This window comes from Collinsella aerofaciens (assembly GCF_028209395.1).
Taxonomy (GTDB): Bacteria; Actinomycetota; Coriobacteriia; order Coriobacteriales; family Coriobacteriaceae; genus Collinsella; species Collinsella aerofaciens_AZ.
The window spans coordinates 1-24,850 of the sequence record NZ_JAQLDQ010000021.1 but is presented as its reverse complement, the minus strand read 5'-3'; the positions used below and the strand labels follow the sequence as shown (position 1 = coordinate 24,850).

Below are 24,850 nucleotides of genomic sequence, written 5' to 3'. Positions count from 1 at the left end.
TTAGCACCTCCCTTCGTTAGGCATCGTCCATGCGTGATGGTCGGTGTGCAGCAGCTCCTCGGCCAGCGGCGAGAGTGGCTCGCCCAAGAACTCGCGGTAGCACGCCTGGACATCGGGATTCTCGTGCGAGAAGCGAATGTCCGCAGCGGCATCCAGGCCCCACAGCACCTGGCCGCGCTCAGCTGCCAGCTCGCAGCCGTCGTGGATGGGCTGACCGCCGCCACCGACGCAGCCGCCAGGACACGCCATGACCTCGACAAAGTCATAGCTCACGCAACCGTCGCGAATCGCGTCGAGCAGGCGGGCGGCATTGCCCAGTCCGTGCGCCACGGCGACGCGCACCCTGGTGCCCTCGATATCGGCCACTGCTTCCTTCCAGCCGTCCAGACCGCGCACGTCGGTGAAGAAGTCGGCGTCGGGGTTCTTGCCCGTCACCAGGTAATAGGCCGAGCGCACGGCGGCCTCCATCACGCCGCCCGTGGCGCCAAAGATCACACCCGCGCCCGTGCCAAAGCCCAGCGGCGTATCAAGCGGCTCCTCGGTAAGCGTGTCCACGCTCACGTGGCTCGCGCGGATCATGCGCACCATCTCGCGCACCGTCAGTGCAACGTCCACGTCGGGCGCGCCGCCCTCGCCCATCATGCTCGGCAGCGCACGCTCGGCCTTCTTGGCCGTGCACGGCATAACGGACACCACGAACAGACGCTCGGGCTCCACGCCCAGCACCTTGGCGTAGTAGGTCTTGGCGATGGCGCCGAACATCTGCTGCGGCGACTTTGACGTGGACAGGCTGTCGACAAACTCGGGGTAACGTGCCTTCACAAAGCGTACCCAGCCCGGGCAGCAGCTCGTGAACATGGGCCAGCCGTGGGTGTCGCCCTCGCCCTTGACGGCCTTCCCTAGGCGCTCGAGCAGTTCGGAGCCCTCCTCCATAATGGTGAGGTCGGCCGAGAAATCGGTGTCGAACACGTACTCAAAGCCAACGCGGCGCAGGGCGCAAGCCAGGCGCTCAACGGTGGCCTCCTCGCGCGGAATGCCGAGCTCCTCGCCCCAGGCGCTACGCACGGCCGGCGCAATCTGCACCAGTACGATCTTGTCGGGATCGGCGATGGCGTCGAACACGGTCTCGGTATCGTCACGCTCGCGCAGGGCGCCCGTCGGGCAATGCGTGATGCACTGACCGCACGCGACGCAATCGGTCTTGCCGATCGGCGCACGCCCGCGGGTGCCCACGGCGGTATGCGTGGCGCGGTTGGTCAGGTCCCAAATCCCTAAGCCCTGCACGCTCTCGCACACCTTGATGCAGCGCATGCATTTGATGCACTTGTCGTTATCGCGGATGATGGGGAAATCGAAGTCCCAGCCCTCGCGCGCCAGGTGCTGCTCGTACGGCAGATAGAAGATACCCAGGTCGTTGGCGATGGTCTGCAGGTTGCAGTTACCACTGCGCACGCAGCTCGTACAGCGCGAGTCGTGCTGGGACAGCAGCAGCTGCACGTTGGTGCGACGCGCCTCGCGGGCCTTGGGGCTGTTGGTGTGGACCACCATGCCGTCGAGCACGTAGTTGTTGCAGGCGGCAACCAGCTGGTCGCAGCCCTCAACCTCGACCACGCATACGCGGCAGCCGCCGATCTCGTTTAGATCGCGCAGGTAGCACAGGGTGGGAATCTGGATGCTGACGGACTTGGCCGCATCCAGGATCGTGGTGTGCTCGGGAACCACGACCTCGCAATTATCGATAGTGAGCTTGACCATGTTATGCGCTCCGTTTTCGGTGTTGTCGCTGACGGTGGTGTTGTTGGGCTCTACCATTCCAGGTTCCTCCCTCCGCGGAACGCGCCAAAGCCAAAGTGATCGCAACGCAGGCAGCGGCTCGCCTCCTGGCGCGCCTCCTGCTCGGTGAGACCCTGCTCGACCAGATCCCAATCGTGAATACGCTCGCCGGCCTCGCGCTCGCCCAGCTCGCAGCGGCCGCACTCATGCTTGCCCTTAAACTGGACGGTCGGCAGCTCGACCTCGAGCTTGATCTTGTGGTCAAAGCCCAGGTAGCGGTCGATATTTGCCGAAGCCACGCGGCCGGCGTTGATGGCACGGATGACGGTGGCGGGACCGGTCTGGCAGTCACCGCCGCTAAAGAGGCCATCGAAGTTGGGCACGGCGCCATCCGAATCGGTGACCACGCAGCCCCACTTACAAGCGATGCCCATGTCCTCAAACGGCCTGGAATCGATGTCCTGGCCAATGGCCACAAACACGCGCTCGCAGGGAATGACGCGCTCGGGCGTGGCGGCGGCACGCGGGGCCGGACGCCCACGACGGGGCTCGCCGATAATCTGCGGCTGCACGTGCAGGCCACTCACGCGACCTTCCTCGCCCGTCTCGATAGCGAGCGGGGCGGTCAACTCCAGCACCTCGCAGCCCTCGGCCTGGGCGCCGGCGATCTCGGCGTCCTGGGCCGTCATGTCGCAGATGCGACGGCGGTAGACGATGCTCACCTTTTCGGCACGGCAGCGCACGGCGGAGCGCGCCACGTCCATGGCCACGTTGCCGCCGCCGATGACGCACACGCGCTGGCCGCTCAGGTCGGGCAGCTCGTCGTCGCCGATGGCGCGCAGCATCTTGACGGCCGACTCCACGCCGAGCGCTTCCTCGCCCGGAAGGCCGAGCTTCTTATCGCTGTGGGCGCCAATGGCCAGGTAGACGGCATCGAACTCGTCGCGCAGGCGGGCAAGTTCCTCGCCGTTGACGGAGTGATCGAGCTCAACGTCGATGCCGGCGCTCAAGATCCAGTCGATCTCGGCCTGCAGGCGCTCGCGCGGCAGACGATAGCTGGGGATGCCATAGCGCAGCATGCCGCCCAGGTGGTGGCGCTGCTCAAAGATGGTCACCTTATGGCCCATCACGGCCAGGTAGTAGGCGCAGGAAAGGCCGGCCGGGCCGCCGCCGATCACGGCGACGCGCTTGCCGGTGTTGTCCACTACATGCGGCTTGTGGTCGTTGAGGTCACTGTGCTCGACGGCAAAACGCTTGAGGGCGAGGATGTTCATGGGGTCGTCGACCATGCCACGGCGGCAGTGCATCTCGCAGGGATGCTCGCACACCAGGCCGCAGACGAGCGGCAGCGGATTGTTCTTGCGGATGACCTTGACGGCGTCGGCATAGCGGCCGGCCTCGACCAGCGAAATGTACCCGGGAATGTCGACGTGCGCCGGGCAGCCCGAAACGCACGGGACGCGGGCCTCGCGGTCAAAGCCGCAGGAGTGCTCGCGGATGTGATGCTCAAAATCGTCGCGGAAGCCGCGAATGGCCGTGAGTGCCATGGCGCCAGCTTCGTAGCCGATGGCGCAGTCGCTCGAAAGGTAGATGGTGCGGGCGGTGCGCTCAATCAAGTTGAGCGTGGACTCGTCGGCGCGGCCCTCGAGCACATCGGCGAGCAGGTCGCTCAGCGCGCTCAGGCCCACGCGGCAGGGCGTGCACTTGCCGCAGCTCTGGGTGGAGCACAGATTGACGAGCGCTGCCGTAAACTCAACGGGGCACGGGGCGAGCGAACTCACCGCCAGACGGCGTCCGAGCGCATCGTGCAGGTCGTCCATGACGGCCTGAGCGTGGCTGCGTTCCATTACGTGCAGTCGAGCCATAAGATCCCCTCTCACATGGCAGCCCGGAGGCGAGGCCGGGCGAAGTTGCTACACGCACAACACTGACCTAAAAAGTTGTTAGGTCTCCATGCAGTTCGGCAGGCGGTATGAAATGTCACCCTCGGCGGTGAAATAGAACATTACCGCAGATAAATGCCATATTTGGTAAAACGCGTTACCAAATGACAATGCCCCGCCCACGCAATCACGTGGACGGGGCATTGCTCCAGGTATGCGGCCAGCGACCCTGTTGCTTTTACTTAAGCTCGGGCCAGTAACCCTTGTTGGCCTCGATCATGTCGTCGAGAACCTCCTTGGCGACCTTCATCGAAGGCACGGTCTTGTTCAGCGTAAAGGCCTTGAGCGCCTTCTCGTAAGAACCCTCGATCGTAGCCTCGACCACGAGCTTCTCGGAGTTCAGCTGCTGCATCATGAGGCCCTGTTGGAACAGAGGAATGTTGTCGCGGCTGATGACCTCGGGGCCATTCTTGCCAATGTAGGCAGGCAGCTCGACCATAGCGTCGTAGGGCATGTTGGGGATAGCGCCCTTGTTCTCGCAAATGACCAGGAAGCGCTGCTTGGTGTCGTTCTTCAGAGCGATAGCCAGATCGGCAATCCAGTCGCCGTGGCTGCCCGCATAGAACGTGCTCTCGTCGATCTCGCCCGTCTTCTCGTAGTGGTCGATGCCGTCGAAGAGGTTCTTCTCACGCGTCTCCTCAACCTCGTTAGCACGGGTGCGCTCGGGGTTGGAATGCTCGACGAACTCCTTCTGCTGCAGGTAGTAGTTCAGATACGTGTTGGGCAGGTACTCCGGGAAGCACTCCATGATCTCGTACTCGCCCTTCCAGACGTAGTACCAGCTGCCCTTGGTGTGGCGGTTCTGCTCGGGGTGCTCGTCAGTGGCCTCCTCGGGCTTCTTTGCCATGAGCGAGCCCATGCCCTTGAGGTAGGAGTCGGGCAGCAGAATCTCATGCTCCTTGATGTACTCGCGCAGCTGCGGGAGCACCTCCTCGCCCTTGTGGCGGATCGAGGTGAACCAACCAAAGTGGTTGAGACCAAAGTAATCGTACTCGACATCCTTCTTGTCGATATCGAGTGCGGCGCAAACCACATCGATGATCGCGATCGGCATGTCGCAGATGTTGATGATGCGAGCATTAGGACGCAGCACGCGGCAGCCCTCGGACACGATGGCGGCAGGGTTGGAGTAGTTGAGAATCCAGTAGTCCTTCTTGGCGTACTTCTCAACGTCATCGATCAGCTCGACCATGGGGAAGATGGTGCGCATGCCGTAGGCAAGGCCGCCGCAACCGCAGGTCTCCTGGCCCACGCAGCCATGGCGCAGCGGAATCTTCTCGTCCTGCTCGCGCATGGCGTAGCCGCCCACGCGCATCTGGGCAAACACGAAGCTCGCGTCGGCAAAAGCCGTCTCCTTGTCGGTGGTCACCGTGAGCTTGATGTCCAGGCCGAGGTCCTCGTGCAGAATCCAGTCCACGAGCACGCCGATCTTGCGCTGGCGCTCCTCGTTGATGTCGTACAGACGAATCTCGTCAACGTCGAGTTCGTCCTTGCGCAGAGCGATGGACTTGACGATGCCAGGGGTAAAGGTGGATCCGCCACCACACAGAGTAATGATCATTGTTTACTGCTCCTTCTCAATTGCGTTTTCGACCTTGTCGCGCATCTCGGCGACCTTCATGCCAAAGATGATCTGGATATTGTTGCCGTTGCGGTTGATGCCGCTGTTGGGCACGTGGTTGATGAGGTTCTCATCGATGAGGTCCGGGTTCTTAACGTTCACGCGAAGACGTGTAAAGCAGTTCTCGAGCTCCTCGATGTTGTCCTTGCCGCCAAGACCTGCGACCAGGTCGGCAATACCTGCATCGACGCCCTCTGCGGGAGCTGCGGCAACAGCGCCCTGCTTCACCGCGACAGACGCGGCGGCCTCGCCCTCGGCAACGGACTCGGCGAGCTCGGACTCCTCCTCGCGGCCAGGCGTGTGGAGGTTGAGCTTCTTAATAAGGAAGGTGAAGAGGAAGAAGTACAGAGCGGCGTTGACGACTCCGAGCACGAGCATCATCGGCCAGTTGGTCTTATCGACACCAAGGACCAGGTTGGAAACCACGATGTTGATGATGCCGCCTGCAGTCGAAGCGGGCACGGAGAGGACCTTGAGCAGGACCAGGAAGATACCGGAAAGAACCGAGTGAACAACAAAGAGCACGGGAGCGGCAAAGACAAAGAGGAAGTCCATGGGCTCGGTGACACAGGAGAGCACGGCGGTGATGATCAGCGGGATGATAACGGCCTTGGTCTTATCCTTGTTCCCCTTGTAAGCGGTGAAGATAAAGGCGAGACCGATACCGATGTAGGGCCACAGGTTGTTGAAGGTGTAGCTGTTGAAATAGGTGCTATCGGAGAAGGGCTGGCCCGTCATTGCCATCTCGGCAACACGGATGGGATAGGCGCCGGCGATAACCTGATCGCCCAGCGTCAGGGTGCCGCCCACATCGGAGAACTGGAACGGGGTGTAGATGAGGTGATGCAGACCGGTAGGAACGAGCAGCTTGTTGAGCATGCCGTAGATAAACAGACCGATGTTGCCCGACTCCTTAATGATGCCGGCAACGGAGGAGATGGCACCCTGAACCGGAGGCCAAACGATGCAGAAGCCAGCACCCATGATCCAGGAAATGATGATCATGATCAGGAACGGAAAACGAACGCCCGAGAACATCGAAAGGGCAATGGGGAACTGCTTGTTCGAGTACTTGTTGAACACGGCACCGGTGATGCAACCAAGAATGATGCCGCCAAACACGCCGGTATCGAGCACCTGAATGCCCATAACGGTGCTCTGGCCGGTTCCGGTAAGACCGAGCATGCCGCTCGCTTCGGCAAGAGAGCCGGTGGCGTTGAGCACGATGTTGTTAGCCTGCAGGAACAGGAAGAACGACATCAGGGCAATCAGCGAAGCATGGCCCTTGTTCTTCTTTGCCATGGCGCCGGCGATGCCCACGCAGAACAGAATCGAGAGGTTGTTGATGATAAACATCAGCGACTGATAGACAACGGTGCCCACAAGCTGGAACGGACCGGAGCCCAGTACGGGGATCAAGGCGCAAATGGTCTTGTTGGTCAGAATAATGCCCACGATGAGCAGAATGCCGGCAACCGAGAGATACATCATCGGCTGGACGATTGACTTCGCGAACACCTCCAACGGCGCTTTGAAATTGAACTTCTTTTTTGCGGTCATAGCGGTACTCCCCTTCCTTTTCCGCAAATTAAGACAGATGTGCCCTAGACAAGACCGTGAGCCCTGCCTTATATCAATCGATGTGTGGGCACGTTATGCCTAGAGACCAGGTTCTCCAAGCAGGTTAACAATGTGATATGCGAGATAACTCTTCTCGGCATCGGTAACGACAACGTTATAGGTAGACGACAAGTGGGCAGCTATGGCGTCCGCGCACGAGAATGCGCACGGATACGCCGTTTCATCGATTCGGAACAGCGCGTCGCCATTGATTTGCCCGGCCGCAGGATCGAGCGCTCGCTGTGCGAAAAACTGCAGGTGACGAACGAAACGCTCATAGGGCAGCGAGGTGTCATCGAGGGTCGTAGCATAGCGCTCGGAAACAATCGTGAGCACGTCGCGAACAAGCTGGACCGAGATGATGAGAAGGTCGGAGCGTTGCGGCATGGTGGCGTTGACGATATGCAGCGTAATAAAACCCTGCTCTTCTTCGCTCATCTGGATGCCCATATACTCCTTGACAATCTGCAGCGCACGGCCCGCAAGCGCATACTCCTTGCGATAGAACTGCTGGATCTCGAGCAGCAACGGATTCTCGCAGGGGACGCCCTTGCGCTCGCGCTCCAAAGCAAGGCTGATATGGTCTGCGAGAGCAATGAGAATCTTGTCGTTGATATCAACATTGAGCTCTCGACGAAGCATCTGAACGATGTCCTCGGAAATCACGAGGTTGACGGTGGGGATGGACTCTAAAAGATGTGCCAAGCGGTCAATCGTACGCGAATCCTGAGAAGTTCCCTCCTGCAACGCGTAGGTCTTTTCGACCGATGCCTCGTCGATGGCATCGCCGGCATGACGGCCAAAGCAGAGGCCTCGACCGATGACGATGAGCTCAGAGCCATCGTCCGAAGTGACCATTGCGACGTTGTTGTTGAAAACTCGCTTGATAACCACGGTACCCACCACAAGAATTTACTCGGAAAGCCAGACGACAGGCTCTTTAACAGCAACAGGGCCGGAAGCGTGCTCACGAAGAGTCGAGTTCTCCGAACGCTCGCACACGATAACGAAGACCGTGGGATCGAAGCCGGCGGCGCGGACCGCGTCGAAATCGACCTCGACGAGGGGCTGGCCCGCGTCGACATGGTCACCCTGAGCAACAAGCGCATGGAAGCCCTTGCCCTCAAGTTTAACAGTGTCGATTCCGATATGCAGCATCACCTGAGCAGAGCTGTCGTCGGACATGATACCCAGCGCGTGCTCGGTCGGGAACAGCGCCGCGACGGTACCGGAGACAGGAGCGCACACCGTTCCCTCTTGGGGAACCACGGCAACGCCATCGCCCACGGCACGGCTGCTAAAAGCGGGGTCATTGGTTTTTTCCAGATGAACAAGCTCGCCGGAAACGGGAGCGAGGATTTCGAACTCGGAAGTTGCAGTCTTCTGCTCATCCGAACCGCCCATCAGGCGAGAAAAGAAACCCATGGTGGCATGTCCCTTCATAAATATAGCCCAACCAAAATCAAGCGAATGCGTCCATAGAGACACATCCGTTCAAAGACTTTGGTTAGGCCCACGTCCGAGGGACTCGGTAACCTTCCGCATTTCTTTTTACGGGAGCTATTGTAGACAAGCCCAAAGCCAGAACAATCATTATGACCGGTGAGCGGTATTTTTTCTTCGATAAACGGTATTTAAGCGGCACTTGGGGACGTTCCTTTTCTGCCGGCACCCAGGGACACTCCTTGCTCTGGCCCCATTGCACCAATTTCGTATGCGCTAGATGAAGAGTTCGCATTCCTTCCGCACGACGCAAACCTTGCTCAGCATCTGGGAAACAGCGGATAGCTTGTTGGGATCAAGCTTGCGAGCGCCTCGCGGACATACGGCGATGCAGCGCATGCAGGAGATACACGCCTCGTCAGCTGCTCGCTTGGGGTCGCCCTTGTCGATAGCGCAAACGGGGCACGCCGCGGCGCATGCACCGCAGGAGACGCAATCCTCTGTTGCCTCGGGTGCCATGCGGTGACCTCCAGCTTGTTTATAAGGACGATTGCCGGGAATAGAGGGCTCGGATGCATCCTCAGCCAACAGCTTCTGCTGAATTTGCTGCGCAAACTCTGCGAGCTGCGCCGCATCCTGCGCATCCGGTCGCCCAGCAGCAAACTGACGAGCAACGGAATGCTCAGCAATAGCAGAAACCGCTGCGACCACCCTAAATCCGGCGCGCTTCGCAACGTCCTCCAACTCTACGAGCGTGTCCTCAAACGCGCGGTTTCCGTATACACAAACCAAAACAGTCCGAGCCCCGTTGCCGCGCACTATGCCCAACCGGTCAGCCACCACAGCCGGGATTCTACCGGCATACGCCGGCACAGAGATTACGGCCACGTCGTCCTCAGTCATCGAGACGGCGCTGAAATCTAGCCCGCTATCGGTCAGATCGACGGTAACGGTATTTTTGTCCAGCGCCCCGGCCACAAGGCCAGACACCTTCCGCGTTCCACCCGTCGGACTAAACACAATTTCGAATACGTCCATCGAGGCACCCTCCCCCTACGCCTGACGACGCGTCAAGCCGTTTTCACATCCAGCCAGAGTATACGGTACGTGGGATCCACGTTTTGGTGCACCAAACACCCCAATGCACCCACCCTACGCTGTCTGCCTCTTCGTTTTGTATTAATTACGGTACAGATTGTATATATTTACGGGATACCGCCGTGTTCTCCTGAGGTACCCCATCCTGGCCCGTGCAAAAAACGGAGTATTCTGCAACGTGACCGCGCCAGCACCGCCGCGGGTGGGCAAAACTGTAGGGCGCCGTATCATTCTAAGTCCCGACATGGCGAGAATGACGCGCCCCTGCTCCGGAAAACGGCGAAATCTGACTCGGAACGCTCGCTAGGGATATCCGAAGGCCGCCGTTGGCAATACCGAATCGTATGCAACCAACTAGAGCTGCTGAATACTCCAAAAAATGCACGACGCACCCCATGGGACCCATTGCCGCATGACAGAAAATAGGTCCTCGGCATCCCCCAGATGCATTCCCGAGAAAATCACGTTTGGATTAGCGATGGACACGGTAAACAAAAGGGCCCGAGCGTTGTTTGCTCGGGCCCTTTTGTTTGTCTCACGCTAGCGTGCGATGCGTATGTTATCTGCGCTTGCCGCCGCCGTCGCCGGGACGACGGGAGCTGCCGCCGCGATTGCCGCCACGATTGTTACCATAGCTGCCACGGTTATCGCGACCGCCGGCGCGACCGCCGCGGGAACCGGCCTGGTTGTCACCACGCCCGCCGCGGTAGCCGCCACGGCGCTCCTCGCGGGTGTCGTCGTAGTTGCGCCAATCATCGCGACGATCGCGGCTGGCACGCGGGTCGCGACGATCGCGCGACTCATTCGAACGACCGGCGCCGCTGCGGCCACCGTTGCCACGAGCACCCTCGCGACGCTCGCCGCCACGGACGCCGCGCTCGTCACGCGAACCACGGCCTTCGCCGCCACGGCCACTGCGCTCGTCATTGCGACCGGAACGACGACGGTCACCCGAGCCGCGCTTGCCGCCGCGCGAACCGCGGCCCTCGTCCTCGCGCTCAACACGACGACGGCCACCACGGTCCTCGTCCTCGCGGCGACGGCGATGCGCCTCGCCCTGGAACTGCTTGGCACGGCGCTCGGCACGGTTGCCGCGTGGGGTCTGCTCGACGGCAGCAGCACCCCCGCGCTCCTCGGCAGCTACCTCGCGGGCCACGCTCTCCACAGCCTCGTCCACGCGAGCCTGAACGCCCTCGCGCACGCGGGTCTTGCCGCCGCGCTTGGGACGGCCCGGACGCTCGCCGTCGCTGCGGCGCTCGTCGCGACCGCGGTTGGAACGACCGGCAACATCGCCGTAATCGTCGCCGTTGCGCTTGCCGTCGCGACGCGCCTGCTCAAGCTTCTTCTTGCTCTTGGACTTGCCGCGCTTGGTCTTCTTCTTCACCTTAAAGGCGGCAGGGTCGCGCTCGGGGTCAACCGCGGGCGGGTTGGGACCCACATGCAGGTCGCCGGCCCCGTAGATGTCGGCCGTCTTGTCCATGAGCTTCTCGATCTCGTAGAACTCATCGACATCCTGCTCGGTCACAAACGTGATGGCCCACCCCAGCTCGCCGGCGCGGCCCGTACGGCCAATGCGGTGGATATAGTCGGTCGGCTCGGCCGGCACATCAAAGTTCACGACGTAGCGCACGTCGCTGATGTCGATGCCGCGGGCGAGCACGTCGGTCGCCACCAGTACGTCGACGGTGCCGTCGCGGAAGGCCGAAAGCGCGCGCTCGCGCTGCGCCTGGCTGCGGTTGCCGTGAATCGCGGCGGCCTTGATGCCCTTACGCTCCAAGCGACGGCAGCAGCTGTCGGCGCGGTGCTTGGTGCGCATAAAGACGATAGTGCGCTCCGGGCCCTCCTTTTTGAGGAACTCGGGCAGCAGGTTGTTCTTGGCCTCGATGGACACCGGGAACACAAACTGGTCGACGGTGTCGGCGGTCGATGTAGCGGGCGCGATCTCCACGCGGGCCGGGTCGCTCACCAGGTCGGTGATCTCGCCCACGGCCTCCTCGTCGAGCGTAGCCGAGAACAGCAGCGTCTGGCGCTCGGCCGGCGTCTCGCGCACGATGCGGCGGACGGCGGGTAAAAAGCCCATATCGAGCATGCGATCGGCCTCGTCGAGCACCAGCACCTTGACCTCGTCCAGGTGGCAGGCGCCCTGCTCGATCAGGTCGACCAGACGGCCCGGCGTGGCGACCAGGATGTCGCAGCCGTACTTGAGCGCCGCGGTCTGGGGCTTGTAGCTCACGCCGCCCACGACGGTCACGGCAACATGGCCGGTAACGTCGGCGATCTTGCTCGCGACCTCGTCGATCTGCTGGGCAAGCTCGCGCGTGGGGGTGATGACGAGCATCAAGGGACCGCGACCGTTGCCCTCGGGCTTCTTGGCGCCGCGACGGCGGTTGCGGCCTCCGCGCTCGCGCACGGGCTTGGGCGGAGCGATGTGCTCCAGGTTGTTCATGGTCGGCAGCAAAAAGGCAGCCGTCTTGCCGGTGCCGGTCTGAGCGGCGGCAAGCAGGTCGCGGCCCTCGAGCACAACGGGAATCGAGCCAGCCTGGACAGGCGTGGGCGCCGTGTAGCCAAGGTTCTCGATGGCACGAAGCATCTCGTCCGAAAGTCCCAGCTCGTCAAAGGCGGGCAGGCTCTCGGTCGCGGACTCAACGGTCTCGGCGGCGCTGGCCTCGTCGGCAGCATCGAAGGCAGCCTGGGTCATGGCCTCGCGGGCCTCGTCCAGAATCTCGGCGTCCGTGACGTCGGATACAGAATTACGCATATGTTGTTGTTCCTTATCTGCACGCGTTATGGGCACGGCATGCGGCCGCGCGAGCGTGCTTGGTAGTGCGCTAATACATACAAAAACAGGTGCGCACAGAGAGGACGTTGCTCAGCACGCTGGCGATCGCTTTGGCAGCCCTATCACGCGCCGTCCAGACGCAGCGGCCCTAAGCGATGGAGCAGATTCGCCGCCGGTTAGTATACCCGCGCTTCGCATGCCCCCACGTAAACCACAGATGACGGGGCGGGCCCGGACCGATTGTCTCAATCTGTAACAATTACGGAGCAAAATCGGTCCCAATTGTTATAGATCAAGACAGAGGGGGATTTCCGTCCAGTCCAAACCAAATCTCTCGCTCTTCCTGCAATTTCGAACATGTGGCCTATAATGTTGCTTTGGTTACGCTACATATTGCGCAGCCATTTAATACGTCGCCCACCGGGGGCCATTAATTCCTATCGCCTTATTGGCCAGGAAGCAATCAAAGGAGGTATCCGTGGCAGCAGAGACGCCTTGCTCGGTCCTCTATAACGATATTCGCTCGTTCGGCGGTCTTAAACATCTCGAGATCGCCCGAATGCTCATCAATGGAAACTCTTATCTCGGCAGTACCCTGCTCGAGAAATGCTCTTCCAACCGCTCGTATCTCACCCGTTACATCGTCCATCGCGAGCCTGACCAGTGCGCGCCCGCCATCTACAGCGACTTTGCCGTCACCACGCTCAATCTTTCCGCGGCAATCTGCAGCAAGCTCGGCGGCGGCGAGTCCGCCTATCAGGCAATCGCCGAGCACTATCGCGGCCCGGCCGCCAACGAAATGATGTCGGCTCTCGCCAGCTACAAGTTGGACAGCCGCCTATATGCAAATGCCCTCAATCACATCGACAACTTTGACGGCAATGCCGTGCGCGAGAAGAGTACGCTTTACCTTATGCTCTTTGTGGCAACGGGGGCGCTCGCCGACCCCATCCAAGGCGTGGCTACCGTCGAGCGCTTTTGCGACAGCAAGACAGGCGGGCACTTTGGCACCACCGAAACTACCGTCGGACGTGGCTTTACTGGCAGCCTGGAGCAGCCGCGCACCGTCGCCCCCAACCTCGGTCTGCTCAGGACACATGCCGACAACTGCGTTGACATGCAGATCCACCCCCTTACGCGTGACCCGCGCGGCACGGTAATTGGGTCCTTGCCCAAAACCTCGCCCAGCATCACCGATGTAGGCGCCGACGCATCGCGCGAGCATCTCCGCATTTGGCTCGAAGGCGGACGCTGGTACGCCCAGGGCCTTGGGTCGACCAACGGCACAGTGCTCGAATCGGGTGCAGGCGACGGCGATATTGTGATTGAGCCGCCGCGCGACCAACGCGAGCCCGGCAAGATCTATCCCCCGGTGGAAATCGAAAACAGCGACAGGCTCCATCTGGGTCTCTATACGACATTCCTTGTCATTGTGGACTAGCGCGGACGGCGATCGAAAGACGGCCGCCGTCCGTCTTTTGTCTTCTACCTTCTGCGTCGTAAACGACAATACTCAGCGGTATACGTGGGCAGTGCGGTTATCATGGTACTTTACCGATATCCGCACTGCTCACGTATACGCGCGGCAACCCATGCCAGACAAAGGAACGCCATGGATACTACCGATAGCGCCTATGGCGACAAACTCATCCGTCTCGACACGTTCGATACCGCCGTGGCAGTCGACCCCAGTGCCGAGGACGACGCCAAGCGCCGGTTTATGACGCTTATTCTTCAGACGGCATACCGTGACGGCGGCAATATCGGGCACGTGCTGCGCGCGACCAACACGAGCGGCGAGGTCTTTGCCGTCAAGCTGCTCAAGGACAACGCCATCCTTTCCGACCAGACGCCCGATCGCTCTGCCGAGCAAGCGGCTGCGCACCTGGCCAGCACCGCCGCGCTGTTCGAGGAGTACCGTCATCTGTGTACCGTCTCGCACCTGCGCGGATTTCCGCGCGTCTATGGCTACGGATCGTGCGAGAACGACCCGCTCATCCTCATGGAGTGGGTCGAGGGCACCTCGCTCAAGCAGGCGCTGCCCTTGCTTCCGCACGACGCCTCGGGCGGGCTGACCACCCAGATGGTCGCCGCCGTCGGAAACGCCGTACTTCGCGCGCTCTTGATGACCCAAGGCCTCGTGAATCCGGTCATCCATCGCGACCTGTCGCCTGCCAATATCATGTTCCGCACCACCAGCCGAACGCTCGAGCAGCAGATTGCCGATTGCTCCTTTGACCCCTGCCTCATCGACATGGGCTCCGCGACCATGGCCCTCGGCGACGACACGATCACCCGGCGCGCCGACATCTGGCGCTTTGCCACGCCCGCATACGCCGCGCCCGAAATGCTCACGCAGGATATCGAAGGCATCGCGGCCCTTCGCCGCTCGCCCGCGATCGACGTCTATGCGCTTTCGAGCATTCTGTACCAGCTCTACAGCGGTCGCAAGCCGTTCGATGTTGAGTCGACGGGTGCCGCGGCGACCGGCTCGTTCTACCTCATAAAGACCAAGACCAAGCCGGCGCCGCTCGAGCCGCGCTGCGAGGGCGACAAAGCGCTTGTCCAGATCATCATGAAAGGCATTTCGGTCGAACAGGGCGATCGCCCTACCGAGCAGCAGATGCTCGAGGTGCTCTCGACATACCTCCCCGCTGCAGAATCTGAGGACCGCGAGGGTGCAGGAGACGAGGCCGCAATTGATATCGATTCTGGCACGCACCTTAAGGTCGACGTCGCCGGCGAGCGCGCGCGAGAGATCCTGGAGCAGGCCCGGCACGACGCCATGACCCGCCGTCGCTTTATTATCGGCGGCGTCGTTGCGGTCGTTGCGGGGCTCGGCGTCGTTGGCGCGGCAACCCATGGCTTTGGCATCCCCGACTACCTGGACGGCATCCGCGGTTCGCTTGACGACTACACTTGGGACCAGCTGCAGGAGATTTCGCTCAAGATTAAGGCCGCCGAGACCCGTAGCGAGGCACGCGAGATTGCCAAGCGCTACCACCTGCTCGACGCTGATGGGCATATCCCCTATCCGTGCACTAAGCGTGTGAAGCTCGCCAACGGGCTGGAGGTCGGCGCTCAGCTTGTGGGCATCCGCCACGACGAACTTCTGGACGGTACAGGCAAGGCCGGACTGACGTTTATGTTCGATGCGGGTATTGCCGAGCGCAACGCTGCGGCTGAACCGCCGAGCGCCGGCTGGGCAGATTGCGAGCTGCGGGAATGGCTCAACGGCGACGGCCTTAAGCTGCTGCCCAACGAGTTGCGCGCACTCATCAAATCCGTCAAAAAGATCTCAAATAACGTTGGCGCCGCCAACAGTGCATCGTGTCTGAGCGAGTTGCCCGCAACCCTTTGGCTGCCCGCCATGGTCGAGCTGTGCGGTACGCAACCGCCCGATTCGTTTGCCGAGGACTATCACTACCTGGCAGACATCTACAACGGCGAGGGCAAGGAGTACCAACTCTTCCGCGAGCTCAAGGTGAGCCCGTATTCCACGAACGAGACGATGGTCCGCCAGTGGAAGGGCAAGGACACTTGTTGGTGGGAGCGCACGGTGAGCCCCGACACATCGGAGAGCGAAGGCACGCTCTATATGAACCGCGTGGGGCACGACGGCGACGTCTTTACGTACGCAACGCCTGCGGAAAAGCCAAGCAAGCGAACCTGCGTGATCCCCGGGTTCTGCATCTAGGGAGCGGGCGTCTTGCCGTGACGGGACCCCTCCCCGGCAATTGTCTCGTTCTGTAACACTAGCTCGGCAGATACAGATCTAGATGTTACAGAACGAGACAAAACCCAACCCCGCGAGACAACATCTCAATCTGTAACAGTAAGGGGTCAAAAAACTCTCTAGATGTTACAGATCAAGACATTTGAGTTGACCGCGGACGCTCTGTCTCGATCTGTAACAGTTAGAGGTCATATTTGCTGCTAGATGTTACAGATTGAGACATTAAGTTTCCCGTCAACTGTTTGTCTAAATCTGTAACAGTTACGGCTCAAAAACCGGTTCAGACGTTACAGATTGAGATGTTTGGCAGAGACGGCCACCGATTGAGCAGCCGCCCTCATCTGTAATGAAAAGTCATACATTCCAACTATTACTGGACACCCCCAGGGGGTATGGGTGTATAGTATCGGCAGGTTAACAATTCCAACACCGAACTACAGAAAGGAGAAGCCATGGCTCAAGATAAGTTCGACGTGGGCGGCATGACATGCGCCGCCTGCCAGGCGCACGTGGACCGCGCCGTAAGCAAACTCGACGGCGTCCAAAGCGTCGCGGTCAACCTACTCGCTGGTTCCATGATGGTCGACTATGACCCCGCGCAGGTCTCCCCCGAGGATATCTGCACCGCCGTCGACCGCGCGGGCTACTCGGCCTCGCCCGTCGATGCGGGCACCGGCGCCGCTGGCTCAAACGGCAGCGTGCAAGCCAGGTCCGGCGCCGCCCATATGGAGTCGCCTACCAAAAAGCTGGAGGCCGCCGCTTCCGCCATGCGCACCCGCCTCATCGTCTCGATCGTATTCCTCATCCCACTGTTCTGCATAGGCATGGGGCACATGCTCGGTTGGCCGCTACCCGGCATTTTCACCGACCATACCCACAGCATGACGCTCGCGCTCACCGAGCTCGTCCTGCTCATCCCCATCGTCTACGTCAACGACGCGTACTTTATCAACGGGTTTAAATCGCTCGCGCACGGCGCGCCGACCATGGACGCTCTCATCGCCGTCGGCGCCACCGCGTCGATCGCCTGGTCGCTCTATGCCATGTTTATCATGGCCGACCAGCTGGCCGCCGGGCAAATCCACGAGGCCATGATGACGGGCATGGACAACCTGTATTTTGAGAGTGCGGGCACGATCCTGTCGCTCGTCACCGTGGGCAAATACCTCGAGACACGCAGCAAATCCAAAACCGGCGGCGCCATCGAGGCGCTCATCGACTTGGCACCCAAGACTGCGACCGTCGTTGCCGACGACGGCACCGAAACCACCGTCGACGTCGACAGTATCCTTCCCGGCCAGGTCCTGCGCGTGCGCCCCGGAGAGTCCATCCCCGTCGATGGCGTGGTGCTCGAGGGCAGCTCGGCCGTGGACGAGAGCGCGCTCACCGGCGAGTCCATCCCCGTGGAAAAGACCGCTGGTGCCACCGTCAACGCCGCCACCGTCAACCGCACCGGTTCGTTTACCTTCCGCGCCACGCGTGTGGGCGCCGAGACATCGCTCGCCAAGATCATCCAGCTCGTCGAGGACGCCAATGCCACCAAGGCGCCTATCGCCCGCCTGGCCGATAAGGTCGCCGGTGTGTTTGTGCCCGTGGTGTTTGTGATCTCGGCCGTGACCTTTGCGGTGTGGATGGCACTGACCGGCAGCATCAACGAGGCGCTTACCTCCGCCGTCGCCGTGCTAGTGATCAGTTGTCCGTGCGCGCTGGGCCTGGCCACCCCCGTCGCCATTATGGTGGGCACCGGCAAGGGTGCCGAGATGGGCATCCTGTTCAAGAGCGCCGAGGCGCTGGAGAATCTGCGCAGCGTGGGCACCGTGGTGCTCGACAAGACGGGCACCGTCACCCGCGGCAAGCCGGCCGTGACCGACATTGTGGTTGCCGCGCGCGCCGACGGCTCGCCCGCCATGAGCGAAAAGGCGCTGCTCAAGCTGGCCGCCGCGCTGGAGCGCTCGAGCGAGCACCCGCTGGCAGAGGCGATTATGGCCGAGTGCGAGGCGCGCGGAATCGTCGCACGCATGGTCGAGGACTTTGTCGCCGTGCCTGGACGAGGCGTTACGGCGCGCGAGGGACAGAATGTCATCGCAGCCGGCAACGTGCGCCTGATGAACGAGCTGGGCGCGGAGGTGCCCGCCGGCGTTGCCGAGCAATTTGCCACCGAGGGCAAAACACCGCTGTTCTTTGCCAAGAACAGCGAGCTTGTCGGTACCATCGCCGTGGCTGACGAGGTCAAAGAGACGAGCGCCGAGGCCATCGCCGCACTCCGCAAGCTCGGCGTCGACGTGCGCATGCTCACCGGCGACAACCGCGTGACAGCCGAGGCTATCGCCCGCCGCGTGGGGCTGAGCAGCGAACAGGTCATCGCCGACGTTCTCCCCGCCGACAAGGAACGTCACGTGCGCGAACTGCAGGATGCGGGCGGCAAGGTCGCCATGGTGGGCGACGGCATCAACGACTCCCCCGCCCTGGCGCGCGCCGACGTGGGCCTTGCGATCGGCACCGGCGCCGACATCGCCAAAGAAGGGGCAGATGTGGTGCTCATGCGCAGCGACCTCATGGATGTTGCGCGCGCCATCAAGCTTTCGCGCGCCACGATCCGCAACATCAAGCAGGACCTGTTCTGGGCGCTGTTCTACAACGGCATCGGCATTCCGCTGGCGGCAGGCGTGTTCTTCCCCCTCACCGGTTGGCAGCTCTCGCCGATGTTCGGCGCCGCGGCCATGAGCCTGTCGAGCGTGTGCGTCGTAAGCAATGCTCTGCGCCTGCGAACCTTTAAGCCTAAAGTGGCAAAATAGGCTCACTATTACGTCCATTTAGAACGGGTTTTCCAGGTGCCAGAGATTGACCTGAAAGAGGAGCGACGCGTACTTTGGTACGCGAGCGACGGCTTGAAGGTCAAGGTCGGGTGCCTGGGAAAGCCGACACAACAGAGAGGAATACCCATGCGATACACAATCAAGACTTCCGGCCTCATGTGCGGCCACTGCGACGCCACCGTCGAGACGGCGTTGCTCAACGTGGCCGGCGTGACCGACGCCGACGCCGATCACGAGACCCAGACCGTCCAGGTGGAGTGCGCCGACACCGTGACCGCCGAGCAGCTCGCCGCCGCTGTCGAGGGCGCCGGCGAGAAGTTCCACGCCCTGTCCGTAACCGCCGCGTAACGACCCACGCGCACCCCGACCAGAAACGAGGACCCGCCATGATGGCAGACCATAAATCGGTGACCCGCATGCTCAAGACGGCACGCGGTCAGATCGACGGCATCCTGCGGATGGTCGAGGAGGACCGCTACTGCGTCGATATTTCCACGCAGCTCATGGCAACGCAGGCGCTCATTGCGCGCATCAACGCCGACGTGCTCAAGGCGCATATCGAGGGCTGCGTGACTTCGGCAATCGAATCGGGCGACGAAGACCTCAAGGCCGCCAAGCTCGCCGAGATCGAACGCGTCGTCGACAAGCTCTCCAAGTAATTGGGGCATTGGAGACAGACTTCTTTGCACCATCTTGGTGCATCGGGGATAGGTACGTTTGCACCACCTTGGTGCAGATTAACCTGTCCCCCTTGCTCTAAATCGGGTATAAAGGCGTGCAGCATATCGAACGAAAGGCAATTTGCATGAATGACTTTATGAAGGGCCGCAATGGCGCCGATGAGCTCACCATCGTTATGGGCTTTGCCGGCATCGTCATCGCGATGATCGGATCGATAGCCCGCATCCAGTGGCTCAGCTGGATCGCCATCGCCGTGATCGTGATTGGCGTGCTGCGCGGCCTGTCCAAAAACATCGATGCGCGTCGCAAGGAAAACGCTGCCTTTGTCGCCGCGGCCGCGAACGTCCCCGGCTTGGGCAAGTTCGTCGCCAGCTTGGGCGGCGGCGCTGCAGCAGCCAGCACCTCGCGCGCGGCTGGAACGAGCAAGGAAGACTTTGAGCGCGCCAAGCGCACGGCCAAGAAGATGTGGAAGGGTCGCAAGACCACGGCATACCTCAAGTGCCCCAACTGCGGCCAGATGCTCTCCGTCCCCAAGGGCAAGGGCAAGATCCGCGTCACCTGCCCCAAGTGCCACGCTAAGATGGAAACCCGCTCCTAGCGCCCGCACGCGGGACAAATTAATCAGGTTTGTTTGTCCCAAATCTTAAGTATTTGTTCGATAAAAAAGCCGAGGCCTCGTGTTGAGACCTCGGCTTTTTACATGCGGCAACGGAGCTACACCTTTGTCACACCTATGCCACACCGTCGCGGGCGAGCTCCTCGGCCAGCGCCTCGGCCGGCATGGCCATAATCGCGTCGAGCTCGGCGTCCACCTCGGGAATACGCTTTACCTTGAGCTTGCGTACCAGATCACCGCGACACATCACATGTATCGGCTCACGCAGAGCGCACAGGTCATCGAGCGGATTCTTGCGCGTCACCAGGATATCGGCGGCCTTGCCGCACTCGATCGCACCGGTCTCGCCGCCCAGCCCCAGGAGCTCGGCATTGACCTGCGTAGCCGTATGCAGCGCAAAGGCGTTGCTCACGCCGACATACTTGGCAAAATAGGCCACCTCACGCCACATGTCGTACTGCGTCACGAACGGGCAGCTCGAATCTGTGCCAAGGCCCACCTTAACGCCAGCTTCCAGCGCCGCACGAGCACTCTTGATAATGCCCGAGCACACGATGTCGCCGTTCTTCTTTTGCGTGTCAGTCGAATGGGTCTTCCCCGGATCGAGCAACACAAACGGCAGCGCCGGGCTGATCGTGCAGGTAACGCTGGGCGCACGTCCCTCGAGCTGCGTGCCCGCGGCGCCACGGTACAGCTCCAGGATCTCGGGCGTCATCGGGGCACCGTGCTCGATCGTGTCGACCCCGGCCTCAAGCGCGGCCTTCACGCCCTCGGTGCTCTCGACATGAGCCATAACCGGCAGACCCACCTCGTGCGCCGCCTTGCACGCCGCCGCGGCAACCTCCACCGGCATACGCAGCACGCCCGGCTCGCCCACCTCGGTCGCATCGAACACACCGCCCGTTACGAACAGCTTAATGACGTCGGCGCCGCGCGCATACAGGTCTCGCACCTGCTCGGCTGCCTCGACGGGGCTGTTGGCCACCTGGGCGAACAAGCCCGCGCCATGGCCGCCCGGCACCGTGACGCCCGTTCCCGGCGCTACCAGGCGCGGACCCTGATACTTGCCGGCGTCGATAGCGTCGCGCACGGCAATGTCGGCAAACAGCGGGTCGCCCGCGCCGCGCACCGTGGTCACGCCGCTTGCCAGCTGCTGCTGGGCACTGCCCTTGAGGATGCGGCGGACGATGGCACGGCCCACGGGATTATCGAGTTTCTTCATCAGCGCTCCCGCATCGCCGGCCGAGACAGGCTTGCCCGAACCGCACAGGTGCACGTGCATATTGATGAGACCGGGCATGAGATACGCACCACCCAGGTCGATAACCTCGGCACCTGCAGGCGCCTGCGCCACAGCACTCGGCCCCATCCAGGTGATGACGCCGCGCTCAACAGTCACGGCCATATCGGGTTGCGGCTCCATATGCTCCGAACCATCCAGAATGGTCGCATTGATAAACAACGTGGAACGATCGGCAGATGCCATATCGAGCTCCTCCCTCACGATTAACTTGAACATTTGTCCATTATCACCTAGTCCCGCTGGATTGCTGCAGACGCATCGGTTAACGGAAGGAAGAGAGGATGTGGGGGACGGAATACGTTGCAGTCCCATCCCAGCGGCACTAGGGAAATCTCTCGATCTATAACAGGTACAGGGTTATTGGGCCCCCTGATGTTACAGATCGAGACATTCGGTCGACGTTTCACCGGCTTGTCTCGATCTGTAACAATTACGAGCTCAAACAACCTCTAAACGTTACAGATCGAGACAAAACCTCTCAGCGCCCATACCACTGGCATCTCCACTCCTCAGCCAATTCAACCTGCCGAGGAATACCCGCCAGCCTCATTTTCTCGACTAGCTTCCCCGGGCCTTTGAGTTCGTTAAACGTAAACCGAAGCACCTTATGCCCGAGCATTGTCAGATGAGATTCCCGCTGACGCTCTGCCACGAATGGGTCAACCGACTCCCGACCCTCGCCGCTCTGCAAGGTGTACTTCCCCTTTCCGTCGAGCTCGCCGATGACACACGTCCCGTCCTCGAGCCGCCAAAAATAGTCGACGCGAAACACCTGGCTCGGATCGAGCGGGTCGCGAAACTCCACCTGCAGCTCCGGAACCGGAAAGCCGTACGCAATAAAGAATGCTCGGAACCGAGACTCGCCGCCGTTTTCAGACAGCCCGTCCGCATACGACGCAATCACCTGTGCCCTGCGATACCCTCGCCTGCCCTCGCAATCGGCGCGGAGGCGCTCGCACAAATCCCCACGTGATACGCCTTTCGCCCGCAGTGCAGAATCGGCAATCGCCAACCCGTAGGAGAACGGCGCACGCAGTAGACAATCCTCCACCGTGCGCCAAAACGACGTCACCTGCACGCCGTCGACTTGTTCAAGTGCGCCCGCCGCCTGCGGACGCAACAGCCGACATCCTGCACTCAGTGGCACCGAGCAACCTGTCTTAACAAGGTATCGTGGCCCAAGCAGATCATTCGGCACCTCCAGACCCCACAAAAGCGCCGCGTCATAGCCCCAAAACGCCCAATCGGGATGAAACTCCGCAAGCCCTTTGATGGCCCGCAGCGCTCGCTCCGTCGGCGTCAGCGCATCCCAATCATGTTGAAAACAGAACAAATACGGCTCGGGCTCCGCAATATCATCGGTTCCCACATGACGCCGTAGCCACATGAGCTCGGCATTGTCGTGTGTCACAAGCAGCACGCCTTGTTCAGCCGCCTCCGTGAGCCTGGCAAGCATCCTATTCCGCGCCAACGTGTTACGAGTCGTATGTTTGTGTTTGAGAACGGTATTAGGCACTTCCATCACCACCACATCGGACAAATGGACCATCGTCACCGTTGCCTCCGCCGACAAACGTCTCGACCTGTAACAGTTACGGGCACAAGCGGCCGCCAAACGTTACAGATCGAGACATTCGTGCAGCATTGCACCTCTTTGTCTCGACCTGTAACAGGAAAACCGATTTTTGGCCTGTAGATGTTACAGATTGAGACAAAAAGGCAAAAGGCAGGGCAGGCGACAACTACCCATCCCCTACTCCCACTCCTGTTCGTAGATGTTGAGGGACTTTACGTACCGCCCCTGGGCGCCCATGATGTCGCGGACCAGACGCAAGAAGAAGCTGATGCACGAGGTGTCAAAGCCGTCCTGCAGATCCTCGGGATGCACCGCACCCGGTCCGTCGACCGCCGTGTCGTTCAGGCGCGCGATGTCATACAGGTAGAGCTGTCCCGCCGTAAGCCAGACATCGTCGACGCAGGCGAGGCGCACCGCAATCGCGCCGTCGTTCCAATGCTCCTTCTGCACGATATGCGGGTCGTAGACATCAAAGCGATGATCGGTGCGCGTGTCCTTCAGCACGACCATGCCGGACGCAGGATTCTTGTCCAAAATGCCAAAGCGCGAGAAATACTGCGTGTCGCGTACCCGCTCGAGCCGCTTGAGCGAGGCAGGCGAAAGCGATGCCGGCGGCTCGTCAACATATAGCTCGAGCAGCGTTTTGCCATGGCGATAGGGGCGCTCGAAGAGCAGCCAATCGGTAAACGCCATGTTGTAGGCCATGATTTCGTTTTGAGAAGGTTCCTCGCAATAGCTGAGCCACGGGTCGACGATAATCTCGAACTGTTCGCGTGCCGGCTCCAGGAATTGAAACTTCCGCAGCATCCAAAAGTGAGCCATGTCGGCAATATCGTTGCCGACGGCTTCAGCCAGCTCTGCTCGGTCAAAAGCGTGGTCAGTCATGGCATCCTCCTCAAACTGATGGACCTCAATTTGAGCTTACGAGGAGGGTGGACAGCCACGACCAGCGCGGGCAAAATAGGCCTCCGACTGCAAACCAGATGCTGACCAAACACTTGACGAAAAGCTTGACCGAAAATGCGCACCGCAACAAAACCGCAGGCAAACATAGACGGCCAACCCGCCCTTTTGAGCCAGATGCCTGCAGCCACCACAGAAACAACAGGTGACCACAGCCCAAGAAGTCGACAAATGAACATCCTTACGTCGACAAACGCGCAAACTGCTCGCAAATCCGCAAGGAGTGTCCCCGAATGCCGGCACAAAAGGAACGTCCCTAACTGTCGGCACTTAGGGACGTTCCTTTTAATATGAGCAGGACATTGTCAAGAGGCAAAATCGGGCCTGGCCCCAACGATATGGGGTCAGGCCCTCTCCCTATATCAACCCGTCCGCGGCGACCTCGGCGTGTCTTACCGACGCTCGTCTTTGCAGTTTAATATCCGCCCGTGGCGATCTCTCGCTGGGCAATCCGTTGCTACGGCTGAGGCTTCTACGTCGAACCGACAGTCTGTGCACGCGTGTGGCGCCCTGGGCGCTCGCAGAAAAGGGACCTGAGGTTCGCCTCAACGGCTTCGGATCGAACCGCTTCCGGGGTGACTGGCTTATGTGCGGGGGACCGCCCCCTACGCCTCCTCGGCCATGAGGCCGACCGCCCACACCCAGCAGGCGAGCTCGCGCGCCGTGGCGACGTTCGCCTTGTTGCCGTGGACCCCGCGCGCGAGCAGCGCCTCCCGCCTCTCGACCAGCCTCCGCACGCCCTTGGCGGCATGCCTCCGGGCGCCCCGGTCCGGGGCCTGGCCCTTGGCGAGGTCCTTCGGCCGCCCCGTGTTAGCGTCAATATATTTTTCACCATTTTCACCAACGTATTTTCGCCAATCGCGCCAACGCGGATGCGCCGGA

General features: G+C 61.1%; 17 protein-coding genes and 1 pseudogene. 6 read left to right on the top strand and 12 right to left on the bottom strand.

Going from position 1 to position 24,850, the window contains the following annotated elements:
- From PMW67_RS07900 to PMW67_RS07865, 8 genes are all read right to left on the bottom strand, one after another.
- Positions 1-1,812 (bottom strand): [FeFe] hydrogenase, group A, encoded by a 1,812-nt coding sequence (locus PMW67_RS07900; RefSeq protein WP_271739408.1) that lies wholly within the window; start codon positions 1,810-1,812, stop codon positions 1-3.
- Positions 1,806-3,638, bottom strand: a complete 1,833-nt coding sequence (locus PMW67_RS07895) for an NAD(P)-binding protein (RefSeq protein ID WP_271739407.1) — start codon at positions 3,636-3,638, stop codon at positions 1,806-1,808. Before PMW67_RS07895 ends, PMW67_RS07900 begins: the two co-directional genes overlap by 7 nt.
- 256 nt (positions 3,639-3,894) lie before the next feature.
- On the bottom strand, positions 3,895-5,277 hold the full coding sequence (locus PMW67_RS07890) for a 6-phospho-alpha-glucosidase (protein WP_161194831.1): 1,383 nt from the start codon (positions 5,275-5,277) through the stop codon (positions 3,895-3,897).
- 3 nt (positions 5,278-5,280) lie between these two features.
- On the bottom strand, positions 5,281-6,897 hold the full coding sequence (locus PMW67_RS07885; protein ID WP_124786033.1) for a PTS transporter subunit EIIC: 1,617 nt from the start codon (positions 6,895-6,897) through the stop codon (positions 5,281-5,283).
- A gap of 99 nt (positions 6,898-6,996) precedes the next feature.
- On the bottom strand, positions 6,997-7,851 hold the full coding sequence (locus PMW67_RS07880) for a PRD domain-containing protein (protein ID WP_271739404.1): 855 nt from the start codon (positions 7,849-7,851) through the stop codon (positions 6,997-6,999).
- A gap of 18 nt (positions 7,852-7,869) precedes the next feature.
- Positions 7,870-8,382 carry a PTS sugar transporter subunit IIA gene (locus PMW67_RS07875; protein WP_158563755.1) on the bottom strand — a complete coding sequence of 171 codons (513 nt, stop codon included), beginning with the start codon at positions 8,380-8,382 and terminating at the stop codon, positions 7,870-7,872.
- A 294-nt stretch (positions 8,383-8,676) separates the two neighbouring features.
- Positions 8,677-9,438 carry a 4Fe-4S binding protein gene (locus tag PMW67_RS07870; RefSeq protein ID WP_161156345.1) on the bottom strand — a complete coding sequence of 254 codons (762 nt, stop codon included), beginning with the start codon at positions 9,436-9,438 and terminating at the stop codon, positions 8,677-8,679.
- A 619-nt stretch (positions 9,439-10,057) separates the two neighbouring features.
- Positions 10,058-12,256: a DEAD/DEAH box helicase gene (locus PMW67_RS07865; protein WP_192934500.1), complete on the bottom strand. Its 2,199-nt coding sequence runs from the start codon at positions 12,254-12,256 to the stop codon at positions 10,058-10,060.
- A 499-nt stretch (positions 12,257-12,755) separates the two neighbouring features.
- Here PMW67_RS07865 and PMW67_RS07860 point away from each other — a divergent pair, with 499 nt between their 5' ends.
- From PMW67_RS07860 to PMW67_RS07835, 6 genes are all read left to right on the top strand, one after another.
- Complete coding sequence (locus tag PMW67_RS07860) at positions 12,756-13,718, top strand: FHA domain-containing protein (RefSeq protein ID WP_117774302.1); 963 nt, start codon at positions 12,756-12,758, stop codon at positions 13,716-13,718.
- A gap of 171 nt (positions 13,719-13,889) precedes the next feature.
- Positions 13,890-15,974: a protein kinase domain-containing protein gene (locus PMW67_RS07855; protein WP_158557006.1), complete on the top strand. Its 2,085-nt coding sequence runs from the start codon at positions 13,890-13,892 to the stop codon at positions 15,972-15,974.
- A 491-nt stretch (positions 15,975-16,465) separates the two neighbouring features.
- Positions 16,466-18,808 (top strand): heavy metal translocating P-type ATPase, encoded by a 2,343-nt coding sequence (locus tag PMW67_RS07850; RefSeq protein WP_271739402.1) that lies wholly within the window; start codon positions 16,466-16,468, stop codon positions 18,806-18,808.
- A 147-nt stretch (positions 18,809-18,955) separates the two neighbouring features.
- Positions 18,956-19,177, top strand: a complete 222-nt coding sequence (locus PMW67_RS07845) for a heavy-metal-associated domain-containing protein (protein ID WP_006235338.1) — start codon at positions 18,956-18,958, stop codon at positions 19,175-19,177.
- 38 nt (positions 19,178-19,215) lie between these two features.
- The gene (locus PMW67_RS07840; RefSeq protein ID WP_006235337.1) at positions 19,216-19,488 is read left to right on the top strand and encodes a metal-sensing transcriptional repressor; all 273 of its coding nucleotides are present in this window, start codon (positions 19,216-19,218) and stop codon (positions 19,486-19,488) included.
- A gap of 146 nt (positions 19,489-19,634) precedes the next feature.
- Positions 19,635-20,108 (top strand): hypothetical protein, encoded by a 474-nt coding sequence (locus PMW67_RS07835; RefSeq protein ID WP_271739401.1) that lies wholly within the window; start codon positions 19,635-19,637, stop codon positions 20,106-20,108.
- A gap of 133 nt (positions 20,109-20,241) precedes the next feature.
- Here the strand turns inward: PMW67_RS07835 and PMW67_RS07830 are convergent, their stop codons facing one another.
- The 4 genes and pseudogenes from PMW67_RS07830 to PMW67_RS07815 form a co-directional block, all read right to left on the bottom strand.
- Entirely contained in the window at positions 20,242-21,612 is a 1,371-nt protein-coding gene (locus tag PMW67_RS07830) for an amidohydrolase family protein (protein WP_271739400.1), read from the bottom strand.
- Between the two features lie 295 nt (positions 21,613-21,907).
- Positions 21,908-22,984 carry a hypothetical protein gene (locus PMW67_RS07825; RefSeq protein WP_271739398.1) on the bottom strand — a complete coding sequence of 359 codons (1,077 nt, stop codon included), beginning with the start codon at positions 22,982-22,984 and terminating at the stop codon, positions 21,908-21,910.
- Between the two features lie 198 nt (positions 22,985-23,182).
- Positions 23,183-23,890 carry a hypothetical protein gene (locus PMW67_RS07820; RefSeq protein WP_117839695.1) on the bottom strand — a complete coding sequence of 236 codons (708 nt, stop codon included), beginning with the start codon at positions 23,888-23,890 and terminating at the stop codon, positions 23,183-23,185.
- Positions 23,891-24,573: 683 nt separating this feature from the next.
- Positions 24,574-24,850 (bottom strand): annotated as a pseudogene (locus PMW67_RS07815) (hypothetical protein); the annotation flags it as partial.

Bases quoted from the DNA above. Each gene is read 5' to 3' on its own strand.
- PMW67_RS07900 (WP_271739408.1), bottom strand. From the start codon at position 1,812: ATGGTAGAGCCCAACAACACCACCGTCAGCGACAACACCGAAAACGGA.
- PMW67_RS07895 (WP_271739407.1), bottom strand. From the start codon at position 3,638: ATGGCTCGACTGCACGTAATGGAACGCAGCCACGCTCAGGCCGTCATG.
- PMW67_RS07890 (WP_161194831.1), bottom strand. From the start codon at position 5,277: ATGATCATTACTCTGTGTGGTGGCGGATCCACCTTTACCCCTGGCATC.
- PMW67_RS07885 (WP_124786033.1), bottom strand. From the start codon at position 6,897: ATGACCGCAAAAAAGAAGTTCAATTTCAAAGCGCCGTTGGAGGTGTTC.
- PMW67_RS07875 (WP_158563755.1), bottom strand. From the start codon at position 8,382: ATGGGTTTCTTTTCTCGCCTGATGGGCGGTTCGGATGAGCAGAAGACT.
- PMW67_RS07870 (WP_161156345.1), bottom strand. From the start codon at position 9,438: ATGGACGTATTCGAAATTGTGTTTAGTCCGACGGGTGGAACGCGGAAG.
- PMW67_RS07865 (WP_192934500.1), bottom strand. From the start codon at position 12,256: ATGCGTAATTCTGTATCCGACGTCACGGACGCCGAGATTCTGGACGAG.
- PMW67_RS07855 (WP_158557006.1), top strand. From the start codon at position 13,890: ATGGATACTACCGATAGCGCCTATGGCGACAAACTCATCCGTCTCGAC.
- PMW67_RS07850 (WP_271739402.1), top strand. From the start codon at position 16,466: ATGGCTCAAGATAAGTTCGACGTGGGCGGCATGACATGCGCCGCCTGC.
- PMW67_RS07845 (WP_006235338.1), top strand. From the start codon at position 18,956: ATGCGATACACAATCAAGACTTCCGGCCTCATGTGCGGCCACTGCGAC.
- PMW67_RS07840 (WP_006235337.1), top strand. From the start codon at position 19,216: ATGATGGCAGACCATAAATCGGTGACCCGCATGCTCAAGACGGCACGC.
- PMW67_RS07835 (WP_271739401.1), top strand. From the start codon at position 19,635: ATGAATGACTTTATGAAGGGCCGCAATGGCGCCGATGAGCTCACCATC.
- PMW67_RS07830 (WP_271739400.1), bottom strand. From the start codon at position 21,612: ATGGCATCTGCCGATCGTTCCACGTTGTTTATCAATGCGACCATTCTG.
- PMW67_RS07820 (WP_117839695.1), bottom strand. From the start codon at position 23,890: ATGACTGACCACGCTTTTGACCGAGCAGAGCTGGCTGAAGCCGTCGGC.